This window comes from Paenibacillus sp. Aloe-11 (genome assembly GCF_000245715.1).
In the GTDB taxonomy this organism is placed as follows: Bacteria; Bacillota; Bacilli; order Paenibacillales; family Paenibacillaceae; genus Paenibacillus; species Paenibacillus kribbensis.
Genome location: NZ_JH601080.1, coordinates 291 through 4,702, shown reverse-complemented (window position 1 = coordinate 4,702; position 4,412 = coordinate 291). Strand labels below are relative to the sequence as shown.

Sequence of the window (4,412 nt, the reverse complement as noted above, 5' to 3'; positions counted from 1 at the left end):
CAGAAGCCAATACCGCGACGCAGGTGGCTGATATGATGACCGAGGCTAATGCGCTGAGCTTTTTTGAAAAGCTGTGCACCTATGGATGTCAGCATTGTCTGGAGCATGCAGGCGGTGGAATTGTCGTAGAAATGGTACTGGTAACGCTGAAAGGAAACGTGCTGGGGAGGGCGAGAGTCGGTGAGTAGAGTGATCCGTGTCATTGGCATCGGTGAAAATGGAGCGGCAGGTTTGTCGCAGGAGACGCTGGAGCGAATCGAGCGTGCGGACCTGCTGGTTGGCGGAGAGCGCCAGCTAGCCTTTTTCAAGGCAGCCACAGGGGAAAAACGAACCTTAAAGAGCGGCTTTTCCGCCGTGGTGGAAGAACTGGGACGCTTGCGTGAGGACAAGGATATTGTCGTGCTCGCGTCAGGCGATCCGCTTTTTTTTGGCATCGCAGGGTATTTATCTGCCAAGCTGGGGGCCGAGCATCTGGACATTATGCCGCATCTCAGCTCGGTTCAGCTTGCGTTTGCCCGTCTGGGAGAAAGCTGGCAGGATGCAGTGCTGGAAAGCGTACACGGTCGTCCGATGACCGGACTGGCGCAGCGGATCGACGGACAGAATAAGGTCGCTTTATTGACAGATGACCGCAATCATCCCGCCGCAGTTGCCGCTTATCTGTTGCATTTTGGCATGACAGAATATGATGCCTTTGTCGGCGAGCATTTGGGCGGACCGGACGAGACGTATCGGCATTATACGCTGGAGGAAATGGCGCAGGGCGTGTTCCAGCCGTTAAATGTGGTCATTTTGCGCCGTCGCAAGGACGCGGATGTACCAGCATCTCGTCGGGGCTTCGGCTTCGAGGATGCCGAATTTCATCAACGCAAGCCGGAAAAAGGGCTGATCACGAAACGCGAAGTACGCGTATTCAGCTTGTCCGAGCTGCGTCTGACCGAGCGAAGCATCGTATGGGACATCGGGGCAGGCTCCGGCTCTGTGGCTGTGGAGTGTGCACGGCTGGCCAAGTACGGGCAAGTATTTGCCATTGAGAAAAATGAAGGCGATTTGGCGAATGTGGAAGCGAACAAAATCAAATTCCGCACCGATTTTCCGGTTATTCATGCCAAAGCGCCTGCCGGACTGGACGAACTGCCGAACCCGGATGCGGTGTTTATCGGCGGGAGTGGGGGAGAACTGGCAGAGCTGATTCGGCTATGCGCTTCCCGTCTGCGTACGGATGGAAGAATCGTGGTCAATGCCGCCACTGTTGAGACATTGCATGATGGCATGAAGGCGATGCAGGCAGCAGGGCTGGAGACTTCGGTAACACTGCTGCAGACGGCACGCAGCAAGCCCATTTTAAATATGACGCGTTTTGACGGACTGAATCCGATATACGTCATTACCGGACAGCCTTCGGTGGACGAAACTGACGAAATAGCAGAGGGATAAAGCTGGTAAATCAAGAGGGGGAGAGAGACAGCATGAATACGGCGGCAACAGGAACACTTTACGGCGTAGGCGTGGGGCCGGGTGATCCCGAGCTGATTACAGTCAAGGCGTACCGCATGATTCAGGAATGTGCAGTTGTGGCTTATCCGAAGAAGCGCCGGGGAGGCAAGTCATACGCTCATGAGATCGTGGAATTGTACGTAAACCCGGAGGAAAAAGAAATGCTGGGACTGATTTTTCCAATGACCAAGGACCCGGTTGTACTGGAGCGGGAGTGGAACAAAACGGTGGTTGCTTGCTGGGAAGCGCTGCGTGAAGGCAAGGATGTAGCCTTTGTCACAGAGGGAGACCCCAATCTGTACAGTACCTTTATTCACTTGGCGCGGCTTATGAAGGATCTCCATCCCGAGGTGCCGATTGTATCTATTCCAGGGATTTCATCCGTGTTGGGAGCAGCGGCAGCGTTGGAAATGCCTTTGGCGGACGGAGATCAGCAGGTCGGCATTATACCGGCTACGGAGGATAGGGAAGCGATGAAGCGGGCGATTGAAAATCACGATACGGTCGTGTTTATCAAGGTTGCCAAGGTCCTGGATTTGATTCTGGATGTGCTGGATGAACTGAATCTTGGGGAGCGTGTGTCTGTGATCACCAAGGTTACGTCTCCATATGAAATGGTATGGCGCAACGCACGTGAGCTGCGCGGGCAGGAGCTTGAATATTTGAGTTTGATGGTGGTGAGCAAATGACGTTGGAGCCAAAAGTATATATCGTAGGAGCGGGGCCAGGTGATCCGGAGCTGATTACGGTAAAGGGCTCCCGAATTCTACGCACAGCCGATGTTGTATTGTACACGGATTCACTCGTGAACGACGAGTTGATTGCGACAGCCAAGCCGGAGGCGCAGGTACTGCAAAGCTCGGGCATGGATCTGGAGCGGCAGGTCGAGATTATGAGCGAGGCCGTGCAGGCTGGACGGAGTGTAGCCCGCGTACATACGGGTGATCCGGCAGTGTACGGTGCGATTCTGGAGCAAATGGTGCTGCTGAAGCAGCGCGGAGTAGCCTACGAAATCATACCAGGTGTCAGCTCGGTCTTCGCTTCTGCGGCCGTGCTGGGCGCAGAGCTGACCGTGCCTGACCTGACGCAGACGGTTATTCTGACGAGAGCCGAAGGCCGTACACCTGTACCGGACCGGGAAAAGCTGCGTGACCTGGCATCCCATCATTGTACAGTGGCCCTATTCCTCAGCGCAACGCTGGCGAAGAAGGTGGTTGCCGAGTTTCTGGCGGCAGGCTGGAGCGAGGATACTCCTGTAGCGGTTGTACAGCGCGCTACCTGGCCGGACCAAAAAATCGTACGCACGACGCTTGCTCAATTGCCGGCCGATCTACGTGCAGCGGGCATCACGATGCATGCCATGATTTTGGCAGGCTGGGCACTCGACCCGGGCCTGGTGGACAAGGATGCGCATCGTTCCAAGCTGTATGACAAGTCGTTCACCCATGGCTACCGAAAGGGAGTGAAGCCGGGTGGGTAATCCATTTGCCGCTGTGGCGATCACGAAGCATGGAGTGGAAATGGCACGTCATTTGGGAGCCAGCTTTCCCGGCACAGATGTGTACTACATGTCCAAGTTTGAGCGAGGGGATGAGCAGGAGCGCGGTATTCAATTGTTCGAAGGCTCGGTCAAGCTGATTTTGCCGGATTTATTTAAACAATATAACGGTATTATTTTAATTATTTCCCTCGGTGCGGTGGTTCGCATGATTGCGCCGATTTTGGTGGATAAAAAGGTAGACCCGGCTGTAGTCGTCATTGATGATCGCGGAGAGCATGTCATTAGCGTACTGTCTGGCCATTTGGGCGGCGCCAATGAGTTGACCCGCCATGTGGCTGCTGTACTGGGCGCACGTGCAGTGATTACAACTGCATCGGACGTACAGGGCACGATTCCGGTGGACATGTTGGGTCGGGAATTGGGCTGGGTGGTCGACAGCTTCGACAAGGCCACTCCAGTGAGTGCGGCTGTGGTGAACGAGGAGCCTGTCGCGCTCATACAAGAGACGGGTGAACGAAACTGGTGGCGTTATGACAAGCCTGTACCTGCGCATATCAAGGTATATTCTTCGATGGCAGAAGCAGCACGAGAGCCCTTTAACGCCGCGTTGGTCGTTAGCGACCGTTTGCTGGAGCCGGAAGAAGAGGAACGTTTCCTTTCGAACGGCGTGTTGTACCGTCCCAAAAGCCTGGTGCTTGGCATAGGCTGTAATCGGGGTACGGATGTGGAGGAGCTGGAGGCTGGCGTACTCGGCACCTTGCAAGAGCTGCGTTTGTCTGTAAAAAGCGTGCGGAATATTGCCACCATTGACCTGAAAAAGGATGAAGAGGGCTTGCTCGCCCTCTGCGCCAAATACGGCTGGAAACTGGTGACGTACACCCCGTCAGAGCTGAACACGGTGCAGCTTCCCAATCCATCTGAAACAGTCTTCAAATACACCGGCGCATATGGAGTTAGCGAGCCTTCAGCGCTGTTGTCTTCCGGTGCGGACCATTGGCTGCTGGAGAAGAAAAAAATCGGCAATATGACGCTGTCTATTGCCCGGGTTGCCTATGACTGACGTCATGAAGCAGGCTGTGCAGTCTGATCCGCCTGTCATAGCGCGCAGAAGCCGGATTGTTGTTGCCGGCACGGGCAGCGGCGCGGGCAAAACGACCGTCACTCTCGGGCTGATGAAGGCATTCGCCGACAGCGGCCTGCGAGTGCAGGGTTTTAAGTGCGGGCCGGATTATATTGATCCGACCTATCATACGGCCGCGACCGGAACGCCTTCCCGTAATCTCGATTCCTGGATGACCTCAGCGGATACGGTACGTGAAACCTTTATCCGTGCTTCCGAAGGTGCGGATATTTCCGTGATTGAAGGCGTCATGGGCTTGTATGACGGCAAGGACCCGCTCAACAACACCGGGTC

General features: G+C 55.1%; 5 protein-coding genes and 1 pseudogene. All 6 read left to right on the top strand.

The window, feature by feature from the left end; genetic code table 11:
- Positions 1-188, top strand: a pseudogene (locus WG8_RS29160) (cobalt-precorrin-5B (C(1))-methyltransferase); the annotation flags it as partial.
- Complete coding sequence (locus tag WG8_RS23815; RefSeq protein ID WP_007432840.1) at positions 181-1,437, top strand: bifunctional cobalt-precorrin-7 (C(5))-methyltransferase/cobalt-precorrin-6B (C(15))-methyltransferase; 1,257 nt, start codon at positions 181-183, stop codon at positions 1,435-1,437. The pseudogene WG8_RS29160 and the gene WG8_RS23815, both read left to right, overlap by 8 nt.
- Positions 1,438-1,469: 32 nt before the next feature.
- On the top strand, positions 1,470-2,186 hold the full coding sequence (gene cobI, locus WG8_RS23810; protein ID WP_007432839.1) for a precorrin-2 C(20)-methyltransferase: 717 nt from the start codon (positions 1,470-1,472) through the stop codon (positions 2,184-2,186).
- Positions 2,183-2,977, top strand: coding sequence for a precorrin-4 C(11)-methyltransferase (gene cobM, locus WG8_RS23805; protein WP_007432838.1), 795 nt, complete (start codon positions 2,183-2,185; stop codon positions 2,975-2,977). The genes cobI and cobM overlap by 4 nt, the downstream gene beginning before the upstream one ends.
- Positions 2,970-4,058, top strand: coding sequence for a cobalt-precorrin 5A hydrolase (locus WG8_RS23800; RefSeq protein WP_007432837.1), 1,089 nt, complete (start codon positions 2,970-2,972; stop codon positions 4,056-4,058). Before cobM ends, WG8_RS23800 begins: the two co-directional genes overlap by 8 nt.
- Positions 4,051-4,412: nucleotide-binding protein (locus tag WG8_RS29155; RefSeq protein WP_007432836.1), on the top strand; the 362-nt coding region annotated here is incomplete at its 3' end. The genes WG8_RS23800 and WG8_RS29155, both read left to right, overlap by 8 nt.